Origin of the sequence: Pararhodonellum marinum, from assembly GCF_015354735.1 — a bacterium.
GTDB classification, from domain to species: domain Bacteria; phylum Bacteroidota; class Bacteroidia; order Cytophagales; family Cyclobacteriaceae; genus Pararhodonellum; species Pararhodonellum marinum.
On sequence record NZ_JACEFJ010000015.1, the window covers coordinates 83,544 to 104,956 of the forward strand.

Sequence of the window (21,413 nt, forward strand, 5' to 3'; positions counted from 1 at the left end):
AGGTAAGGCTGCTGCTACAGCCTTACCGAAATGATGCATCAAAGCGCGAACACTTAAACACAACATTCAAAATTATGAAAAAAAATCTACTGATCCGCAAACATTCCTTTTGGATCATTCATCTCTTACTGATTTGGGCATTGAATTCATTCCATGCCAGTACAGCCTCAGCCTACATCAATAATCACAATCTCTTGGAAACCTCCATAAAAATGGGATTTGGTGAAAAAAATGTCATTGAAGTCTTCAGAGAAATTGAAAAGCAGACTGATTTTCATTTCTCTTTCTCCCACAACAGCATCAAAGGAAAAAAAGTCTATTTAAAGCAAAACAATCCCAGCGTAGAAGAATTGCTGGATGCGATGAAGGTCCAAAACAACTTGGCATTTAAAATCATCCAGCAAACCATTGCCGTGACGGTTAATAAATTCGGATCATCGCTAACATCCAACAACGAAACCTTTCCGGTCAAAGGCAGTGTAGTGGATAAAATAACCGGTGAAACCCTCCCCGGAGTCAATATCTTGGTTAAAGGAACCAACAAAGGAACAGCAACGGATATTGATGGCAATTTTATTTTGGAAGCCAGTACGAGTGACATTTTAGTGGTGTCCTATGTAGGCTATGAAACCAAGGAAATCATCATTTCCAATCAATCAGAAATAAAAATCCTTCTTGGCATGGATGACAGCACCATGGATGAGGTCATTGTTACGGCTTTAGGAATCAAAAGGGAAGAGGCTTCTTTGGGCTACGCCACACAAACCATTTCTACCGAGAAACTGACCGATGCGAGGAGTAATAACTGGACTGCCGCTCTTGCGGGAAAAGTTGCCGGGCTGAGTGTGGTAGGCGGTGGGGCTGGACCCATGGGCTCGCAGAGAATCACACTAAGAGGAGAGACTTCCCTGAATTTGAGTAACAACGAAGCCTTGGTGGTGGTGGACGGTGTCCCGATCAATGGTCAAATTGCCGGAACCGGCTACGGAGGACACCTCAACCAGGACAGCCCTGTCGATTTTGGTTCAGCCGTATCTGACCTCAATCAGGATGATATCGAAAGTGTTACGGTGCTTAAGGGCCCTGCTGCAGCTGCATTGTATGGCTCAAGGGCGGCCAATGGCGCCATGATCATTACCACCAAAGGTGGCCGTAAGCAACAAAAAGGTATCGGGGTGTCCTTCAACTCCAACATCAGTACAGAAAGGACAGGGCTTAGATGGCCTGAATACCAATATGAATATGGTGAGGGCAGGACAGATGCTTACTACTCCTACTTAGACTCGGAAGATGGGCCCAACACCAGTACCAATGTCGCTGCCGGGAGAGCTTGGGGCCCAAGATTCGACGGTCAGATGTATTATCAGTACAATCCGGACCACCCCTTGGGCATTCCTTCAGAAAGAACCCCATGGAGAGCTTATCCGGATTACATCAAGGGCTTTTTTAATCCAGGATATACGTTGATCAATAACATTTCTCTGGAGGGGGCCACAGATAAAAGTTCAGCAAGGATTTCCATCACCCACCTGAACAATGATTGGATCGTGCCCAATACAGGGTTCGAAAGGCTTTCTGTGTCCACGGCCCTGGATCATCAGATCTCAGACCGATTGAAGATCAATTCCCGAGTCAATTATGTAAACAAAAAAAGTGATAACCTGCCCATGGCGGGGTACAATAACCAAACCATCATGTATTTTATGATCATTGGTGCGGCACCTAATCAAAACATCAATTGGTATAGGGATTATTGGATGCCGGGTTTGGAGCAGATAGAGCAAAAAAACCCATTCAACCCTGGTCCCGACAATGTTTACCTTCAGGCGTATGAGATGATCAATACCATCGACAAGCATGGGGTGATCGGCAGTGTTTCGGCTACATATGACTTTTCGGATAAGGTTCAGTTGATGCTACGTTCCGGATTGGATCTTGCCAACGAGGACAGGATGCAAAGACGGCCTTTCAGCATGTCAAAGTTTCCCAGAGGCATAATGAGACAGCAAGCCATATTCAATTATGAAATCAATTCGGATTTCTTGTTGACTTACAAGGAGCGTTTTGGCAGTGATTTCAATTTTATCGTAGCTGCGGGGGCCAACCGCATGTACAATTACAATAATTTTAATGGAGTATATGCAGATCAATTGGCCATGCCGGGCCTTTATATGATCAGCAACAGTTTGGATCAGCCCGTAGCTGATCCGAGGATTTTGAGGAGATCCATCAACTCAGTGTATGCCACCAGTCAGTTGGATTACAAAGGCATGATTTACCTGGATCTTACTGGAAGGAATGATTGGTCCAGTACGCTTCCCGCTAGCAACAATTCCTTTTTCTACCCTTCAGTCAGCACCAGTTTGATTTTAAATGAGCTCATGACGCTTCCACAAGCCTTCTCATTTTCTAAACTCAGGCTTTCTTATGCACAGGTGGGAAATGACACCAGGCCTTATCAGACCGCTCGGTATTATGACCAAATCTATGCCACCAGCTTCACCAATCCCAATACCCTTTTCAATGCTGATTTGAAGCCCGAAATCACTACAGCCTACGAAGCAGGTTTGGACGTGAGGCTTTGGAACAACCGGGCCGGTATTGATTTCACAGCGTATTACAGCGAAAGCAGAAACCAAATCCTAGCGATACCCCTGGACATTTCCACGGGATTTGACAGAATCCTCACCAATGCCGGTCTGATCAGAAGCAGTGGCCTCGAAGTGGTTTTGAATGCAAAACCCATTGTAAAGAACAATTTCAGTTGGGATGTCACTTTGAACTGGGCATACAACAGATCTTATGTGATTGAACTTGCTGAAGGACTGACCAATCAGATCATTGGTCAACACAGTGTGGTCAGCTTGGAGGCAAGAGTAGGGGGCAGGATGGGTGACTTGTATGGACTTGGGTTTCAAAGATCCCCTGATGGAGACATCATCTATACCAACAGCGGGATACCTGCCCAATTGGACCCGGAACGCAAAAACTGGGGCAATGCTTTTCCTGATTGGAAAGGGGGTATTTTAAATCAATTTTCCTTTGGCAAATTCAGGGCAACCATGCTTTGGGACGGTCAGGTAGGAGGCAAAGCCTTTTCCATGACCAACCACAAGCTCAACACCTTAGGCAAAACCAAGGTCACCTTGCCTGGTAGGGAAGAGGGAATCATAGGTGAAGGTGTGGTGGCCAATGGAGACGGAACTTTCTCTCCCAATACCACAGTCACCACGGCCCAAAGGTATTATGATGAGTACTATAAGCACTCCAATGTGGAAACGAATATTTTTGATACTTCCTTTTTGAAGCTCAGGGAATTGCGCTTTGAATACAACATCCCTCCAGCTTGGCTGAGTAAAATAGGATTGAATCAAGCTTCAGTGGCCCTTTATGGCAGGGACCTTATACTCATCACCAATTTTCCTGCCTTTGATCCGGAAATTGCCATGCTGAATAGCGGCACACTGCTGCCAGGGGTGGAAATGACCCAATTCCCCTCTACCCGGACCATGGGTATGAATATTTCACTCAAATTTTAACTCTCGAAAAAATGAAAAAATATTGTAAACGAATATTGGTTTTGCTGGGATTCGCCATGTTGATCCAAGGCTGTGACCAAAATTTAGAAGAAATAAACCTGGATCCAAATCGACCTTCTGAAGTGTTTCCGGGCGTTATTTTGGACCAATTGCAGTACAGATTGGTCAATTCCAGCATAGGCAGAGCGAGGGGATTTACCCACGAACTCATGCAAATGATGGCTCCTAGGGTAAGTGTGAACAATGGTTTACACCGCTATGTAATCGAACCCAATAATTCAGAGGGATTTTGGAACAATCATTATCGGTTGATGACCGACCTGATGGACATGTATACAATTGCCGAAAATCTGGAATCGCCAGCGTATATGGGAGTGGCCTTGGTACTCAGAAGCTGGAGTTATTCCATCATGACCGATGCTTTTGGGGATATTCCCTTTACAGAAGCGAGTCGGATTCAGGAAGGTGTAGTGCAACCTGCTTTTGACAGCCAAAAGGACATTTATGTCCAATTGCTCTTGGACCTGGAAGAAGCCAATGTCCTGCTCAGTAATGCCAGCACGTTTATTTTCGGTGGAGATTTGATCTATGAAACCAATGGGCCTGAAGGAATTTTAAAATGGAGGAAATTCTGCAATTCTTTAAGATTAAGGCTTTTATTGAGAATTCTTCAAAAAGACGGTGAAGTCAATGTATCCCAACAGATCAGTAGCATACTGGGTAATCCAGGAAGGTATCCCTTGATGAATTCTAACGAAGATGATGCCATATTGACTTACCCAGGCACTTTTCCCTTTTACAATCCCTATTTCAATTTGAGAGACCTCAGCTGGAATGAAGGAGTGTATTACACGGAATACTTTATCGATCAAATGAACCGAACTGAAGACCCAAGAAGGGCAGTTTGGGCCCATACAGTAACGGAAAATGGTGTGGAGGTCTATAAAGGAATCCAAAGTGGCTATGTGAGTGAGGTTGAATATCCAGTTGGTTCGCACTCCAGTTTTCCCGGTGAGTTTAGGAATTTTGCTAACATGGGTGTATTGATGCCTTATGCCGAACTGGAATTTATATTGGCCGAACTTAACATCAGAAGTTTCCAAACTCCTAAATCTGCCAAAGCACATTACGAGGATGGTATCTTGGCGTCCATGATCCAATGGGGAACCACTTTACCCATCGGATATCTGGACCATGAGGACATTAGCTATGATGAGGATGCTGGATTTGACCAAAAGCTGGAAACCATCATACAACAAAAGTATTTTGCCTCCTTTTTTACAGATTACCAAGCTTGGTTTGATAAGAGAAGAACTGGATATCCACTATTGCCGCGAGGGGAGGGTATTCCTGCCGAAAATCAATTTCCCTCAAGAATTACTTATCCCAACTACCTGCAAGCCTTGAATCCGGATAACCTGGAAGCTGCCATAGCCAGGATGGGGGGAGATACACAAGACACCAAAGTCTGGTGGGAAAAATAATTTAAAACATGAAAGAAATGAAAAAAACATTGAGGCGCCTCCTGATCATGCTTACCGCCATTCCTATGGTGATGCTTCAGTCCTGCACGCAGGGTGAAGGGAAAACGAATGAGGATTTGATTACCCTAGTCATCATCATCGACGGACTCCGAAAAGACTATATTTCAGAAACCAATACCCCAAATCTTTATAAAATCACTCAAAAAGGGGTGGTAGGGGACAAAAACCGAAGCGTATTTCCTACAGTTACTCGGGTAAATTCCACCTCTTACGCCACAGGTTCCTACCCCAAAACCCATGGTATTTTGGGTAATTCCATCTATCTCCCAAGTGTCAACGCTTTAAAAGGGATCAACACGGGAGATGCAGATGCACTTATGGAAGCGGATCAAGTAGAAAACGGCAAATTGCTTCACACATCCACTTTTGGGGAGGCGGTTGAAAAATCAGGCAATACCACATTTACGGTGTTCAGTACAGGATCCACGGGCCAATCTTACCTGCTCAACCAAAAGATCAGCGGAAAAGGAATAATCAATCCAGACCTGTTGCTTCCAAATGGCCTGGAAGAAGAAGTGGTGGGTCAGATCGGAAACTATCCGGCCAAAACCAAACCCAACAAACCCAGGCACATTTGGGTGACGGATGCATTTATCGAATACGCCCTCAAAAAGTCTGGAAGCTCCATCAATACGATCTGGTACTCCGACCCGGATGGCACAGCGCATGGAGAAGGCATCGGGTCAGAGATCACCATGGAAGCCATCAAAGGAGTGGACGAACAAGTGGGGAGGATTTTGGCCTATGTAGCCGAAAACGATATGGAAGACCAGTTTAACCTACTTATCTCAGCAGACCATGGCTTTGCCACCCACAAAGGCAATCCCGGATTGGTGGATTTTTTAGTGGAAAAAGGGCTGAAAGAAAGTAAGGAATCTGAAGATGTTGTGGTAGTGGGAGGGGCCATCTACCTGAAGTCTTCTGACCAGGAAAAGGTGCAGAAAATAGTCTCCGCCCTGCAGCAAGAGACTTGGGTTGGAGCCATATTTACCGAAAGTGCTGAAGAAAATAAAGACATGGGGGTGATTCCTGGAACCCTTTCCTTTTCCCTGATCAATTGGGACCATCCGGAAAGAGCTGCCGATATATTGGTGGATGTCAACTGGACCTCGGAAATCAATGAATTTGGCTATGAAGGATTTACTTACAATCGGGGAGTGGCTGGGCATGGTTCTTCCAGTCCTTATGAGGTACCCACGCCGTTTTTGGCTTTAGGTCCTAGTTTTAAAACCAATTATGCCAACCAGTTTCCTACATCCATGATTGATATCATGCCCACCGTCTTACACATTCACGGCATCCAGCCCATTGATAGACCCGATGGTCGGGTGATGCATGAAATTTTAAAGGAATCAGATAAACTTAATGATTTGGGGAAGGTAAATCAAGAGGAAGTAAAAACTTCAGTCATTAATGGAGCATCCCATTACGAACTCTCGCTTTTTCGAACCCACTATGGTTCCTACCAATATTTGGATTTTACGCAGACTACCAGAAAATCTGAAAACTGAAGAAATTTGTAGGGGTTGATTCGCATTAGGTATGAATTTGAAAAAGCCGCTTTGATTGCAAAGTGGCTTTTTTTTTGTGAACTTGAATCAAGTAGTTTATTTACCTTCATCAGTCAACCCTATGGAAAATAATTCCCATCGCCTCTCTATAGAAAATATCCTGGCAGCTCCTGCAAAAATTGACCCCTGCTTTCTCCATACACCTCAGTTTGTTTCGGATAGCCTAAGTGAATTTTCGGGTGTTCAGCTGATTTTAAAGGTGGAAACGGTCAATCCTATCCGCTGCTTTAAGGGCAGAGGGACAGAAGTTTTGTTGTCGAATGCCACTCCAAATACCCATTTTGTTTGTGCCAGCGCAGGGAATTTTGGTCAGGCCATGGCCTATTCCTGTAACAAAAAGGGGGTGGACCTCACCGTTTATGCGAGTACAGAGGCCAATCCCTTCAAAATTGCCCGCATGAAATCCCTTGGTGCCAATGTCGTATTGTATGGAAGTGACTTTGACGCTGCCAAGGAAGAAGCCAGGCGAAAGGCCAAAGAAGTAGGGGCATACTTTATAGAAGACGGTTTACAGATAGAATCCTTGGAAGGGGCCGCAACGATCGGTCTTGAACTGATTCAAATGAATCCAAAACCCCAGGTGGTTTTGATTGCTTTGGGAAATGGTGCTTTGTTCAATGGTATCGCCAGGGTCTTTAGGCATTATGCCCCTGAAACCCAATTGGTGGCTGTTCAATCCAAAGGGGCCCCTGCCATGGTGGAGTCGTGGCTGAGCAAAAAAGTAGTCACCCATAACCATATTCATACCATTGCAGATGGGATTGGGGTGAGGTTGCCCATACCCCAAGCGCTGCAAGATATGGAAGGCCAAACGGATAATGCCTTGCTCGTGGATGATGCCAGCATGATGCAAGCCATGAAACTGATCCATCAATATACCGGATTGGTGGCTGAACCTTCCGGAGTGGTGGGCGTGGCGGCTATTTTGGAAAACAGGAAGCGTTTCGAAGGACAAACTGTTGCAACCATAATCTGTGGAGGAAACCTTACCGAAGAACAAACCAAAAAGTGGCTGCTAATATGACACATACAAATCGGTCGAAAGCTTGCTAGGCCTAAAGTGTTAAATCCCATAGCTCATCAAATGCACTTCAATTGAATTAAAAAAATCATACTTAATAATATATTCAGTCAATTTAAGAAGGATTAGGCCCAAATATTTGGTGTTTTTGATTAAATTTTGCATCTTCTCCATCCTTCGATTTTGGTTTAATTCAAGGTAAATTTCACACCCAAATCGAGACCAATTTAACCTCCCTAATGGGTTTCACCACCTGTCTTTCCAAACATCATTTTCTGTTCTTTAACACCATCAATTGATTTTACTGTAATGAAAAACACTGATTTGAATTCCCTCTTCAAAAAAATAGAAAAGGACATGACCTTTTTAAAACAATGCTTGTCAGAAGTATTGTGGGACCTGGGTGAAAAGGATTTGGTCAACCTTGCTTTTTCTGAAGAAGTCGATCAAATTGACCATATTGACAGGCCTGAAACTGAAGAAAAACACATTCAGGTAATGAGCATTTACCTGCAATTGCTGAATCTGGTAGAGGAAAATGCAGCGGTACAGTTCAGAAGATTGCTGACTGATGCCTCAGGCCCCAGTGCGGTGAGGGGGTCTTGGGGAGAGACATTTACGAGATGGGAAAAAAGGGGGTTGACTCCCGAGCAAATGGTGGAAATCATCAGCCAAGTGCAGGTCATGCCTGTGCTGACGGCCCATCCCACCGAAGCCAAAAGGATTTCGGTGTTGGACATGCACAGGGAGATGTACCTCAACCTGGTCAAATTGGAAAATCCTTCTTTTTCGAACAGAGAGAGAAAAGTCATAGAACAGGACATCAAAGCCTTGCTGGAGCGGTGGTGGAGAACAGGAGAGGTCTATTTAGAAAAGCCCACCGTGGCGGCAGAACGCAATAATGTCATGCACTATTTTTCCAAGGTATTTCCTTTGGCCCTGAAAAAAAGTGATGATCAGCTCAGGCAAAGTTGGATAGAGATGGGTTTTGAGGAGGATTTGCTGTGCTTTCCGGAGCATTTTCCGCTTTTGCAGTTTGGAAGTTGGGTAGGGGGAGACCGGGACGGGCATCCTCATGTTTCTGCACAGCTGACCGGGGAAACCCTATCTGCCCACAGAAATGCTGCTTTGGAGATTGTAAGCGATCAGATTCAAAAGCTCGCAGCCAACCTGAGTTTTTCCGAGATCAGAAACGAAGTGCCTACGGAATTGGTCAAGGCCATTGCCTCCAAAGAAAAAGAGTTTGGAGAAAAGGGTAAACATGCGGTAGAAAGAAATACCTATGAGCCCTGGCGTCAATACCTGAACCTTTTGATGTTAAAATTGGACAATGCCCTAGAAAGAAATTTAGCCTCACCTGCGTACAGGGATTCCGGCGAATTGTTGGATGACCTGAAGCTATTGAGAAACAGCCTTCTCACCATAGGAGCCAAGCGGATTGCCATCGACCTGGTCTTTCCGGTAGAAAGGCAGGTACAGAGTTTTGGCTTTCACCTGGCCAAATTGGACATCCGACAAAACAGCGAATTCCATGACAAAGCCATGGAGCAGATCCTTCAGTCCGTATTTCCGGATCTCCCCGCTTACGGGACCTGGGAAGAGGAAAAGAGGGTAGCTTTTCTCACCAAGGAACTGCAAAGTGAAAGGCCTTTTGGCACGGTGGACAAGTCCTTTGGTACAGAGGCGGACAAGGTGTTGGACGTGTACCGGGTGATCAAAGGACACGTGGAGGGGTATGGCGCTGAAGGCATAGGTTCTTTTATCATCAGCATGACCCGTCAGCTTTCTGATATGTTGTTGCCATTTGTCTTTCTCAGGGAAGCGGGTTTGAGTCGTCATCATTTTCCCGTGGTGCCCTTGTTTGAAACCATCGGGGACTTGAAAGCCTCTTCACGGGTGATGGAAGATTTTTTATCCCATCCTTTTGTCAAAAACCAAAAGATCAAAGTGCAGGAAATCATGTTGGGTTATAGCGACAGCAATAAAGACGGAGGAATCCTAGCCAGCCGATGGAACATTTATAGGACCGAGCAGGAATTGACTGAGGTGGCCAACCGGCACGACATACGGTTTAAATTTTTTCATGGAATAGGAGGCACCATCAGTCGGGGAGGAGGCAAGTACCACCGCTTTCTGGAAAGCATGCCCTTCGGAAGTCTCAGTGGACAGATGAAACTTACGGTGCAGGGGGAGACCATTGCCCAACAATTTGCCAACTTGCTCAATGCCACCTACAACCTGGAAATGTTGCTTTCGGGTACCGCTTACCAAAGCAGTTTTTATTGGCACCCACAAGAAACCAAGAAATTTCCGGTTGAGGAATTGAAACAACTTGCGGAGTATGCCCAGGCCCATTACCAAGCACTGATCAAACACCCGTCGTTTTTGGCATTTTATGGAGAAGCCACGCCAATAGATGTACTGGAAATGAGCAAAATAGGCTCAAGACCCGCCCGTAGAACGGGCAGCAGGACTTTGGATGATTTGAGGGCCATCCCATGGGTGTTCAGCTGGAGCCAATCCAGGTTTAACCTGACAGGTTGGTTTGGGATTGGCCATGCCTTGGACAAAATGAAAAATGAAAATCCCAAAGCATACCAAGCCTTACGGGAACAGGCCGATACCTGGCCTTTACTGAGGTATTTCCTGATCCAGATCGAAACCAACCTGATGGGTGCGGACCCGGAAATGATGGAAGTATATGCAGATTTGGTACAGGATGAAAAGGTGAAAAGCGAGTTGATGGACCTTATCCGTAGCGAATATGAATTAAGTTTAAATACGATTGCTGAGATGTTTAATGACGACCGTGAACACCGAAGGGAAAGCCAGATCGACAGCATGAAAAGAAGAACAAGAGAACTGAAATCCCTGCATCAAATGCAGCTCCATAACCTGAAAAAATGGCGGAGCCAAAAGAAATCAAGCTCCGAAGAGGCTGATTTTTTAATCAACCGCATCTTGGAAATCACCACGGCCTTGGCAAGCGGATTGAAGCATACGGGGTGAGGAATTTTCAAGGCATAATTTTAATCCATCCCTCAAGAAACCAGATAAAAAAACAAAGGCATCCCAATCGTGATATTGATCGGAAAGGTGACGGCCAAGGCCATGGGCAGGTAGAGACCCGGGTTGGATTTTGGCACGGTCATTTTCATGGCAGCAGGAACGGCGATGTAAGAGGCACTTGCGGAGAGAATGGCCAGGATAAAGCGGTTGGATACATCATCTGTAACCGATGAGCTCAAAAAAGCGACCACACAACCATTGATAAGGGGAATGACGATGGCAAATATCATCGGAAACCAGCCATAAGAGAAAAAGGATTGGAGTTTTTTGCCACTTGTGATGCCCATGTCCAAAAGAAAGATGGCTAGGAAACCCTTGAAGATGTCATTGGTGAAAGGCTTGATTCCCTCTGCCTGCGCATCTGATGCCAGAAATCCAATCAATAAACTTCCCAAAATCAGCAACACACTGCCATTGGTAAAGGAATGTTGGACCACCTTTCGTTTTTTTACCTTTTCTGTCCCTGCATTTCTTTTATCGTAGGTAGATATCAGGATCAGTCCGACAATGATGGCAGGGGCTTCCATCAATGCCATGATGGCTACCATATGGCCATGAAGCTCCAATTGTTGCATTTCCAGGTAGGAGACGGCAGTCACGAAAGTCACCGCAGAGATGGAGCCATAAGCCGCGGCTACTGCACCTGCGTCATAAATATTTAGCTTTTTCTTCAGGATGAAAAAGGTGTATAAAGGAATAAGCAGCGAAATACCAAGGCCAAATAGTATGGTCCAAACGATTTCCCAGGAGAAAACCTCATGGGCAAGTTCCTGTCCTCCTTTGAAACCAATGGCAAACAACAGATAAAGGGAAATGAATTTCGATGAATTGGGAGGGATTTCTAAATCACTTTTAAAACAAACGGCTATCAAGCCCAAAACAAAAAACAATAAAGCGGGATTGGTTAAGTTCTCCAGCAATAAGTCTATGTTCATATGTTAATTTGGTGGATTTTCATTCAGCGGATGGTTTGCAAGACTTGACTGTTGCTTTTTGGCGTAATGAAATTGGTGTTTAAGAGGGGTGGGATGTCGGCAGACTTCAGCCGACCATCCACCCTCAACTCCAGGGAGGAGCATTTGCATTTGGGCTTCAAACCTCTTGAATGGTTTGAACTAGCAACTCAATCTGTGATTTCAATGTGTACTGTAGCCTGTAATTTGATCTTGGCACCTGAAAAATCCGCGTTTTGGAAGAGTTCATTGATCTTTTGTACTTGTAATCTGAGTTCGGGGAGCCTTTTGGCGGAAACCTCATTTGCTTTGCCAAACCTTTCCATACTGCTCAGGATGTTTATTTGATGGTATTTTATTTTATCCCCAAACAATTGGAGAAGAAGGTCTCTGGCATCTTCCGAAGCAAACTCCCCCTTGATCAGTTCAATTTGCTCGTGCTTTTTTGCGAAATGACTGCTTTTTTCAGCTTCACCTAATCCTGCTTTTGTGTCTATCATGGTTCTGTTGTTTAAAATACGGCGATACAAAAATGCCTTTTCTGATTCATAAATTTTTATTTAACTTTATAATGCCATAGATAAAATTAATTTATGAATTACACGCTGAATCAACTTCAGGTTTTCCTCAAAATCGTGCAGACTGGAAGTGTGACCAAAGCTGCGGAAGAGCTTCATCTGACCCAACCCGCGGTTTCTATCCAATTGAAAAACTTTCAGGACCAATTTGACATACCCCTGACTGAGGTGGTCGGTAGGAAGATCCATATCACCGATTTCGGTTATGAAGTGGCGGTTTCGGCGGAAAACATCATCAATCAGGTATATGCGATCAATTACAAAACGATGGCCTATAAAGGGCTTTTGACGGGGCGTCTGAAAATCTCCGTGGTCTCCACCGGCAAGTATGTGATGCCCTATTTTTTAGCTGATTTTATGAAAGCCCATTCCGCTGTGGAGCTGTTGATGGATGTCACCAATAAAAGCAGGGTTTTGAAAAGTCTGGAAAACAATGAAGTGGATTTTGCACTCGTTTCCCTTTTGCCGACCACGCTCCATATTGAAAAACTGGATCTGCTGGAAAATGAGCTTTTTTTGGTTGGCAATACGGAATCGGATTTCAATGCCACCGATTTTGATAAAGGATTTTTTAGAGACATGCCCTTGATATTTAGGGAAAAAGGTTCCGGAACACGCCAAACCATGGAGCGTTTTATACAGCGGAGTAATTTACAATACGGTAAAAAAATGGAACTCACCTCCAACGAAGCGGTGAAACAGGCGGTCATGGCGGGCTTGGGGTATTCCATCATGCCCCTGATCGGAATCAAAAATGAACTGGAAAACAAAAAACTGAAAGTAATCCCCATGAAAGGACTTCCCATCACCACCATGTGGAGTCTGATTTGGCTGAAGGACAAGAAGCATTTGCCTGTTCCTTTGGCATTCCTTCATCACTTAAAGGAAGAAAAGGCCAATATCGTCAAAAGGATTCTGCATTAGGTTGACAGATGTCAGGTGTCAGATGTCAGATGTCAGGTGACTCATGACGTACCATCCTAAAGTTGACGGTTATCTTTTTGACAAGACCATTTTTAATCCAAAATATGATTTCGTTCAAAGGTATGAGTACTTTGGAAGTGGTGGAAGTGCAGGAAGGTTTCAAATGGTTTCAAAGAGAATGGTTATCTGCTTCTTTGCCACTAACCCAAAATTTTTCTTCGAACGGGATGGAAGTGGGAAGTTGGGAAGTCCGAAGTTGGAAGTGGGAAGTGGGAAGTTGGGAGTAGGAAGTAGGAAGTCCGAAGTTGGAAGTCCGAAGTTGGGAGTTGGGGGTTGGAAGTAGGAAGTCCGAAGTTGGAAGTGGGAAGTGGGAAGTGGGAAGTTGGAAGTGGGAAGTTGGGGGTTGGGCATTTTTCAGTTTGCTGGCGAGAATTATATTGAATTACCATTTTCCTGGCATCATTCCGTACATACATGTCAAAGGGAATCAAAAACCAATTTGAAAAGCAGAAATTAAGAGGACTTTCGTTTTGTCCCAGTGGTTCATGATAGCATTAGCAGATAAAATATAGAGTACCTTTTTTTCAAAGGCTTTACAATGGTCATTCCTGATTATAAAGCGATCAAAACAACTAAGAACCCTATCTTCATCAATAGCAAATTCGTCAGGCTATAACCTTACTTTTATATTCTATTTGTCATGCTATAACCTGACAAAATTTTTCTTTCATTGGCGTAAAAACTCAATCCGATTCACCATACATATCCGAATATTCCTTTTCGCCCATGCCCTTGGAGAACCTGCGGAGGTTGTAGGTGAAACTTAGCATCACGTACTGCTGAAGCACATTGGACTGTATGTCCTCGATAAAGGTTTCGGTGATGTTTCTTCTCACATTGGCATTTTGTCCCAATAGGTCATACATCATCAGGCTGACTTCACCCCGCTGGTTTTGGAAGACTTTTTTGCCCACACTCATGTTGACCAGGGTGAAATTGGTGTCAAAACCCGAAGCCAGTCCGTTGTTGATCTGATGGTTGAGGTCCAGCCTGTAGACAATCCCTTCCCACACGATCCAGTTGAAATTCACACGGAACCGCTGTTGGAAGAAGTCATTGCTGAGGTGGGGGCTCAGGGTATTGTTGACCTGATTGAAGGAGGACCTGGACCAAATGTTGAAATCCACCTGATCGCTGATGTTGCTGCTCAGGGAAAATCCGGTGGTCAGCCGCGTGGAATTGTTGAAGCCGATATTTTCATTGATCTGTCCCGGCCGCTGTGTATAACCAAGCCCTGCATTGACATTGAAGTTGGATTTGATAAAGGACATGGGTAGCCCATAACTGAACCAGGACCGGAAATCCCGGAAGCCATCCAGGTTGACAGGCTTGTTCAGCTGCGAACCTCTTTCCAAAATGATCCCGTCCTGGATCTCTATGGGTTCATCGGCGATAAGCACCGAGTTGGAAATGAAATCATCCACAAACCTGGACTGGGCAAAGACAAACCAGTTTTTGTCCGCATTTGCATTGTTGCCCCGGAACCGCAGCCTGAATTGATTGGTGTAGGCCTGATCCAGTTCCGGATTGCCTGTCCTCAACTGAATGGGATTGGTGTTGTCCACCACCCTTTGCAGCTGCCCCACACCGGGTTCATTGGTATAGGTGTCGTAATCCAACTGGATATTGGTGTTTTCAGAGAATTTATATTCCAGCCGCACCGTAGGCAGGAGGTTGGTGAAATTCCTGTTCAACAATTCCGTTGAAGGAAATTCCTGCAAATTGTCCAGTTTGGCATCCTGGTATTCCAGTTCGGTCTGCACCCTCAATTTCTCTGAGGTGTATTGATAGCCCAGTTCAGTGCTCTGGGTCAGGTATTTACTGACAAACACATTGCTCAAGGCCGTATCCAACGAAAGGATTCCGTTGTCAAAATCCCCGTTTTCCACATTGAAAAGCAATCTGTCCGAATCATTTTTCCGGTTGCCGATCTGGTATTCCGCTTCCATCTGACCCCTTTGGCCGAGGGGTTCGGTATAAGAAACCCTGGTCTGCCAGGATGTTCCAGTTCTTTCCCGGGTGATCCTTTGGTCCAGGTTTTCTGTCCTTTGGCCATTTTCTTCAAAAAAGGTGTTTTTGGCAATCCGGTCTGATGCATCCAAATTCCAACCATTGCCCAAGGTCGCTCTGAGTGTGACCGATCTTCCCGGTTTGTTGAACCGGTGGCTGTACAGGAACCTGTTGAACAGATCGAAGTCTTCATATTTGCCTGTTTTGAGGTTTTCCACCGTGTTTATGGTATTGATGCCATCATCGGTTTGCCCTGAAAACCCTGAATTTTCGGTTTCAAATCTCGCCGAAAATCTGGGGATGTATAGGAAACGGTTGCTTTCATTGGGATTGTATTCCAACCTCAAATTGGCCTGATGCTGCCTGTTGACCCGGACGTCGGTGCTCCTTTCGCTGTAAAACTGATCGGTGTCATCCGCGGTGACAAATTCCCTGAAGCGGTCCACCACCCCGATGTTTTCCCGGTTGGTATAGACATAGCTGCCCGCAATTTTGACTTTATCCCCATAGGTATCCGAGTAATTCAGGCCCAGAATATGGGTGGTGATGATGCCTTCCTGTGGATTTTCATTGTCCTGCGCATTGGGATCACTGGTATAATTCAGCACATTGACATTGTTGGTCAGTCCCGTGATGGTGATTCTCCGGTCTTCGTCAAACACATTGACACTGGCTCCGGAAAGGTACCGTTCATCCGTGCCATAGCCTACCGTTCCCTTGCCAAACTGTCCTTTCCGTCTGTTGGCTTTGGTGATGATGTTGATTGTTTTCAGCCTTTCCCCATCATCGAATCCGCTCATTTGGGCTTTTTCGCTTTTTTGGTCAAACACCTCAATGCTCTGGATCATTTCTGCCGGGATGTTCTGCAGGGCAGTTCTCACATCCGTACCGAAGAAAGGCTTGCCATCCACCAAGATCTGCGCAATGTTTTCACCCTGTGCCTGCAGGACGCCATTTTCGACACTGACCCCGGGGAGTTTTTCGATCAGCACCTGGGCAGAGGCATCTTTCATGGTTTTGAACGCATCTGCATTGAAGGCTGTGGTATCGCCTTTTTGGAAACCCGTGGACCTGCTGCTTTCCACGACCACCTCATGGAGGTCCGTCGCCGCCTCCTGCACCGCGAGGGTGCCCAGGTCCAGATTGGCAGTTAGGTCAAAGGCTTTGTACAGTTCCTTGTAGCCCATAAACTGCACCCTCAGCAGGTAGTTCCCCTTCTTGAGGGAAGCCAACTCAAACCGCCCATCGATGTCCGAAACCGTTCCCCCCACCTGAGTGGAATCAAGGGCATTGAGCAGCAGGATATTGACAAAAGGCAGGGGTTCCTCCCGCTCCGCTTCCCTGACCGACCCTTTGAGGACCAAATCCTGGGCAACAGTGACATAAACCAGAGAAACCAAAAAAACAACAGACAGCAGGTACTTCATTTGACAGCGACGGGAAAGAGCATTGGAAACTTAAATTTCTATAATTACCGGGGGTAAAACCTACTGAAAGTACTTCCCAAATCCTGATTTTGCGGTCTTTATGTGTTGAGTGGTTTTATAATTAAAAGAAGATGGGGAAATGGGAGATGGGGTTTTTTGGGGGGGGATAAAAGGCGATCGTGGCAATTCCAAAAAAGGTAGCGGATTTCTGGTATATTTCAATATTCAAGCATCCTCCATACCCAAATAGGTAAAAATACCTTGAATATGGTATTTTTTGGTAAGGGTAAATAGTTATGTTTAGAAAATATTAGGAATAAAACCAAGCTGATTTTACTTTAATCAACTAATTAGCGGGGTTTTTTCCAGACTCATTAGAGAGTTGCCAGTAATTAGAGTAGACTATGAAATCATTTGGAGAAATATCTTGGTTAGACTTTCCTAAAATCTATTGCCAAACAATTAAGGAAGAAATCTCCTCGAAAGGAAAAGAGTTTATTCTCAAGGTAGATGAAAACGAATTCATAAATTATTTAATCGAAAAATATCGAATCGAACCTCTGAAGATTTTAATTGAATCTAAACAAATATCTGAACCAAGAAAATTTAAAGAAAGACGAATTGATATGTTTGGTCGGGAATATATGAGTGATGCATATCATTTTACTGTTACATATTATTTTGAAGGTTACGGTGGTTTATTTAAAGTTCAATCCAATCCTTACACTTGGTCATCATATGAAATTAATGTTAACCTAAGTAATCAAACAGTCTCATATTCATTTAAAATCTATAAACAAGACGCAACAGAATTCAACCAGACTGACTCAAGGTGCTATTCTGATGCTTTTGCCAATTTGAATAACGTAAACAAAAATGTAGCCGAATTCAATACGTCGTATGAACAGAAAGTCAGTTCTATGTTTTTACACGAAAAAGCCAGTTACCAAAAAGAAAATGAGTTCTTCGCAGCGATTAATGTAAAAGTTGACCCGTCTACTGAATCAGTTTTTTCTCCACCAACTATAAAGAAAAAAGTCATTACTCAACCTAAGATTGAAAAAAATAAAGAATTCAACTCTGTGCCTACAATGAGTCAAGAAATGTATGATGATGTATTAAAAGTCATCTATGACTCTGGGAAAAGTATGGAAAAAAAGCCAGCCTTATACAAAGGAAAAGATGAAGAAGGTTTAGGAGACCAATTTTTATTCATTACAGAAACAAGATATATTGGAACTACAGCAACAGGAGAAACTTTTAATAGAGGTGGTAAAGCTGACATTATATTAAAATATGCAAACGATGGGACAAATTTATTTATAGCAGAATGCAAGTTTTGGCACGGGCCATCAGAATACTTAAAAGCAATCTCTCAATTATTTGACAGGTATTTAACATGGAGAGATTCAAAAGTAGCAGTTATGATTTTCGTTGAAAACAAAGATTTCTCTAATGTTCTAAAAACTATCAAGGAAGAAACTCTTAATCACGATTATTTCGTAAAATATAAAGGGGATAGAGGTGAATCGTCATTTAGTTATGATTTTCATCTAAAACAAGACAAGGATAAAATTGCTCAAGTTGAAATAATGGCATTTCACTTCGATAAAAAATAAAAATAAACAGCACGTATAAAAAAAAGAGGGTTTAGATTAAATATTAGGTCAGTTCTTTTAATTGTCATTCCCAAACTGAAACTTAAGTGCGTTTAAATGTGCTACTCCGAATAAACGCAAAATGATGCTATGCCAAGTTTCCCCCTGAAACCCAAGTGGAGGGCAAGCGGGAACTCCCCATGGCCACCGGAGTGATACCCATCAAGGAATTTATGCAGGGCATAGTGGACATCGGATATGACGGACCCCTCCGGACAGAACCCTTTAATCAGGCGCTGAATGATTTGGAAAATGAGGCGGCTTTGAGAGTGAATATGGAGGCGATTAGGAAGGTTTTGGGGACGGTGGGGGTTTGATATTTGATTTGGGGAAGTGAAAATACCCTGTTTACGGTATTTTTTGATAAGGAGTAAATGATTAGGTTTAGAAATTAAAAGGATAAAAACAAGGATAATTTACCTTTAATTCAAAAATCAGTCTTTTTTTCTAGACAGATAGGAGAGGAAGGGGCAAGGCTGAAGAACATTAACTATAAATTAATAATGGCAAATTTAGACCCTTATATTAATACAGTAATTGCCCTACTTGGAGTGGCATATCCATTGTTGCTTCAAGTAATTTCTAGACTTGATGAGAAATATTCGTCTGACAAGATTGTAGAACTTTTTGACCAAGAGTGGGAAAGCAAAGCATTTCCATACACTTTATACTCCTCATTGATTTTTATATTCCTTTGGTCATTAAAACTTCCACCCTTCATAAGAATTGACAGCTTAAATTTCTTTATAGAGAATTCAGCATCATTACTTGTTGCTGCAAATGCAATTCTCCTGGTAATTTTCTTTTTCTTTTTTGTTAGAAAAATCCTCATTTATTACACTCTGACTAAGTTCATTCCATATTTAATACAGAAGCATGAAGAAAACGGAACTTGATTTAAAATATTTTTCAGCGTTGTCTGATTTACTTCTGCAATCTATTAAAACTCAACAGACCACGTACTCAAGAACGCTTTCCGACTTTTTCTACACAGCGTTTCGAAAAGTTCGTGATAAATTTACCAATGAACCTGTAGTTTATCCCGAATTATATTATGAAACTGTTTACAGAGCAATTGAGGAGTTAGCAATTCAAAAGGATAAGAGAAATTATTTATTAGAACACCGCACATCAGGGGCAATTTGGCTGCTTGGAGAAATGCAAGGTAATGAAATTTCTGAAACCACCTATTCTTGGCTTTGGAGAAATCTACTTCTTGCCGTAAGGTATCAGCAAGACGATTTAATTATGAATCATTGGGAAACGTGTCATCAATACTACTCCATAAGCATACCTCATATTTATCAAGAATATAACAACACGGCAAACAATTTTCAAGTGAGTAACCAATTGGCAGTTGATAAGCGTAATTCTGAACGCCAAAAATTCATTGAATTTCATTATGCTTTAGGAGGCTTGCTTACATATAAAAAAAGATATTCCTGTATTAGTCGGATATTCAATCATACTCAAAACGATCCTCCGAAATATGAATTGCTACCTGAATCAATGCTAGAAATTTTCAAGTTTTATTTTAATTTAAATAATCCATACGAAAGGAAATATACTTGGATTTCTACTATATATCCTTTCCCTGAGCTAAGTGGACTGAATGCAGATTATGTGATTAAGAAATGGATAAAGTCATATATGGCTATTTTGTTTTTAAGACAATGGGCCATTAACCCTTATCTTATAACCATGCGCCCTCTTGACTTTCCACCTATACCAACGACGCAAGGTGAAATTAAGCAATGGATTGATGGGTTTGACTTCTTTAAAAAGCTAGTAGGCGAACATTTGGAGAATCAAGAATTACTTAAAACATTAAACCTTGACTTCATTACTTTTGAATGGTGCGAGGAAAATGAGAAACCATACCCAACAATCTTTATAGAAAAATTCAAAACCGTCCTTGAAGATGCTTATAGTTCAAATGCATTGAATTTGCCGATTTCAGATGAAAAAGTCTCGCAGTTTGAAAACTCAACCACTTCAATTATTGAAACAACTGTTGATAGTTTAATGCTAGTTAATAATGAGACTGAAATAGAAGATGGCAATACCGATAAATGGTATGTGAACGGGCAAAGAATGTTTCAAAGTAAGGACGCTTTTTCCGATAATCCAGAAGTTCATCATATCGATTATGATTCCATTTTAGCTTCAGTGGTTTCGCAAAGCTTGAAAGAAGGATTAAGTGAAACTTTCTTTTATAAAAGAACAGAATCATACTTGCTGAAACCAGAAGAGATTTTTAAAGCAATCGACAACCTTACAATTGATGATAGTTATGTTATTGTCAATTTTGGTTTATCATTAAATTATTTCATCAATCAATTAAAAGTTGATGAACTCTCAATTAATAAATATAAAAACATCAATATTTATTCATTTAAAGGTTCTCATTTAGTAAGGAATTCGCTCTTTATTTTAAAAAAATCTGATTTGCCCAATATTTCGACAAGGCCGATTGATGAAGACGTAATAGCGAAGTATACCTTGAAGAAAATTAGCGATAAAATAAATTTGTATTCGTCAGTAATTGATTTAAATAACACATCAGGAGAAGTTCTCAACGAAAACAAACAAGATATGTCAGACGAAGAATTGAGAAAATCAGTTTTATTGAGCATCATAATTTCAACAGAAATTAAATGGAAGAAAGAAATAAAAGTAATCCAGTTGAATCAACATTCAGAATATCTCCAACAGGGGATAACAAATAAATTAGATGATGTTAAACCTATTGACTAAGATAAGCCCATTAAATAAAAGTACCTAACCAAAAGTGGCGGTTCAGTGATTAAATCAAGCTTTGTGCTCCTATCAAAGTACCTGCTTGTGACAGTGAGATGCATCTAAATCCCCGCCTTCGCCAAGCTCCAAACCGAGTGTACTTTAATCAGCCCTTTGGGGCTGAAAGTATTAAAATGGATGGAAGACTTTTGAGACTTGAATTTCGCTCGACAAAAACATATAGAGACAGAAAATGAATAATGAAGCTCATGCAAGAATTAAAATCAACCAACTGCTGACAGAGGCGGGATGGAGATTCT

At 42.7% G+C, this 21,413-nt stretch carries 14 protein-coding genes; 11 read left to right on the top strand and 3 right to left on the bottom strand.

Features of this window, described 5'->3' with window-relative positions:
* The first annotated feature begins 74 nt into the window (after positions 1-74).
* The 5 genes from H1A14_RS20340 to H1A14_RS20360 all read left to right on the top strand — a co-directional run bounded on the left by H1A14_RS20340 (position 75) and on the right by H1A14_RS20360 (position 10,684).
* A complete protein-coding gene (locus H1A14_RS20340; protein ID WP_228527898.1) occupies positions 75-3,539 on the top strand; it encodes a SusC/RagA family TonB-linked outer membrane protein in 3,465 nt (1,154 codons plus the stop codon).
* 11 nt (positions 3,540-3,550) lie between these two features.
* Complete coding sequence (locus tag H1A14_RS20345; RefSeq protein ID WP_194778140.1) at positions 3,551-5,023, top strand: SusD/RagB family nutrient-binding outer membrane lipoprotein; 1,473 nt, start codon at positions 3,551-3,553, stop codon at positions 5,021-5,023.
* A 17-nt stretch (positions 5,024-5,040) separates the two neighbouring features.
* Positions 5,041-6,594, top strand: a complete 1,554-nt coding sequence (locus tag H1A14_RS20350; RefSeq protein ID WP_194778141.1) for an alkaline phosphatase family protein — start codon at positions 5,041-5,043, stop codon at positions 6,592-6,594.
* A gap of 121 nt (positions 6,595-6,715) precedes the next feature.
* Positions 6,716-7,678: a threonine ammonia-lyase gene (locus H1A14_RS20355; RefSeq protein WP_194778142.1), complete on the top strand. Its 963-nt coding sequence runs from the start codon at positions 6,716-6,718 to the stop codon at positions 7,676-7,678.
* Between the two features lie 306 nt (positions 7,679-7,984).
* Positions 7,985-10,684 (top strand): phosphoenolpyruvate carboxylase, encoded by a 2,700-nt coding sequence (locus H1A14_RS20360; RefSeq protein WP_194778143.1) that lies wholly within the window; start codon positions 7,985-7,987, stop codon positions 10,682-10,684.
* Positions 10,685-10,716: 32 nt separating this feature from the next.
* Here H1A14_RS20360 and H1A14_RS20365 read toward each other — a convergent pair whose 3' ends face one another.
* Both H1A14_RS20365 and H1A14_RS20370 read right to left on the bottom strand, forming a co-directional pair.
* On the bottom strand, positions 10,717-11,679 hold the full coding sequence (locus H1A14_RS20365; RefSeq protein WP_194778144.1) for a sodium-dependent bicarbonate transport family permease: 963 nt from the start codon (positions 11,677-11,679) through the stop codon (positions 10,717-10,719).
* A gap of 188 nt (positions 11,680-11,867) precedes the next feature.
* Positions 11,868-12,197 carry a hypothetical protein gene (locus tag H1A14_RS20370; RefSeq protein WP_194778145.1) on the bottom strand — a complete coding sequence of 110 codons (330 nt, stop codon included), beginning with the start codon at positions 12,195-12,197 and terminating at the stop codon, positions 11,868-11,870.
* A gap of 93 nt (positions 12,198-12,290) precedes the next feature.
* Here H1A14_RS20370 and H1A14_RS20375 point away from each other — a divergent pair, with 93 nt between their 5' ends.
* Together H1A14_RS20375 and H1A14_RS20380 are read left to right on the top strand one after the other, a co-directional pair.
* On the top strand, positions 12,291-13,199 hold the full coding sequence (locus H1A14_RS20375) for a LysR family transcriptional regulator (protein WP_194778146.1): 909 nt from the start codon (positions 12,291-12,293) through the stop codon (positions 13,197-13,199).
* Positions 13,200-13,242: 43 nt separating this feature from the next.
* Positions 13,243-13,542 carry a hypothetical protein gene (locus H1A14_RS20380; RefSeq protein ID WP_194778147.1) on the top strand — a complete coding sequence of 100 codons (300 nt, stop codon included), beginning with the start codon at positions 13,243-13,245 and terminating at the stop codon, positions 13,540-13,542.
* Between the two features lie 400 nt (positions 13,543-13,942).
* Here the strand turns inward: H1A14_RS20380 and H1A14_RS20385 are convergent, their stop codons facing one another.
* On the bottom strand, positions 13,943-16,696 hold the full coding sequence (locus H1A14_RS20385; protein WP_194778148.1) for an outer membrane beta-barrel protein: 2,754 nt from the start codon (positions 16,694-16,696) through the stop codon (positions 13,943-13,945).
* Between the two features lie 404 nt (positions 16,697-17,100).
* Between H1A14_RS20385 and H1A14_RS20390 the strand changes: the two genes are divergently transcribed.
* From H1A14_RS20390 to H1A14_RS20405, 4 genes are all read left to right on the top strand, one after another.
* Complete coding sequence (locus H1A14_RS20390; RefSeq protein ID WP_194778149.1) at positions 17,101-18,315, top strand: hypothetical protein; 1,215 nt, start codon at positions 17,101-17,103, stop codon at positions 18,313-18,315.
* A 155-nt stretch (positions 18,316-18,470) separates the two neighbouring features.
* On the top strand, positions 18,471-18,671 hold the full coding sequence (locus tag H1A14_RS20395) for an apurinic/apyrimidinic endonuclease family protein (protein ID WP_194778150.1): 201 nt from the start codon (positions 18,471-18,473) through the stop codon (positions 18,669-18,671).
* A gap of 186 nt (positions 18,672-18,857) precedes the next feature.
* Complete coding sequence (locus H1A14_RS20400) at positions 18,858-19,250, top strand: hypothetical protein (RefSeq protein ID WP_194778151.1); 393 nt, start codon at positions 18,858-18,860, stop codon at positions 19,248-19,250.
* Positions 19,231-21,111 (top strand): hypothetical protein, encoded by a 1,881-nt coding sequence (locus tag H1A14_RS20405; RefSeq protein WP_194778152.1) that lies wholly within the window; start codon positions 19,231-19,233, stop codon positions 21,109-21,111. Before H1A14_RS20400 ends, H1A14_RS20405 begins: the two co-directional genes overlap by 20 nt.
* The last annotated feature ends 302 nt before the right edge of the window (positions 21,112-21,413 follow it).